Raw genomic sequence first — 643 nt, 5'->3', positions numbered from 1 at the left:
AAGATCCGGGACCTGCTGCACGAAGATGCGTTCACCATCTCCGGGCGCACCATGGGTGAGCAGCTGAATGCGGCGGATTGCTTCAACGACGACGTCATCCGCGACCGGGACAACCCGGTCTTTCACCAGGGCGGCATCGCCGTGCTTCAGGGCAACCTCGCGCCCCAGGGCGCGGTGCTCAAGCCCTCGGCGGCCTCACCGCATCTCATGCAGCACACCGGCCGGGCGGTAGTGTTCGAGAGCATCGAGGACTTCAAGGCCCGCGTGGACGATCCGGACCTCGACGTCGACGAGAACAGCGTGCTGGTCCTCAAGGGCGCCGGGCCGCAGGGCTATCCGGGCATGGCGGAGGTCGGCAACCTGCCGCTGCCGCGCAAGGTCCTGGAGAAGGGCGTGCGGGACATGGTCCGCGTCTCGGATGCGCGCATGTCCGGCACCGCCTTCGGCACCGTGGTGCTTCACGTCGCGCCGGAATCCGCCGCCGGCGGGCCGCTGGCGCTGGTCGAGGAGGGCGACATCATCGAGCTGGACGTCGAGGCCCGGCGCCTGGCGCTGAAGATCGACGGGGCCGAGCTCGAGCGTCGCCGGGCCCGCTGGCAGCCGCAGCCCCACGCCATGCAGGGCGGTTACCAGAGCCTGTACG

Annotated in this window: 1 protein-coding gene; it reads left to right on the top strand. The window is 69.8% G+C overall.

Annotated elements, in window-relative coordinates; genetic code table 11:
- A partial coding sequence (locus tag G7A99_RS23490) for a dihydroxy-acid dehydratase (RefSeq protein WP_205600041.1) occupies positions 1 to 643 on the top strand: 643 nt, incomplete at both ends.

The sequence above is a fragment of the Arhodomonas sp. KWT genome (genome assembly GCF_010993615.1).
This window is presented reverse-complemented; position numbering and strand designations above follow the sequence as displayed.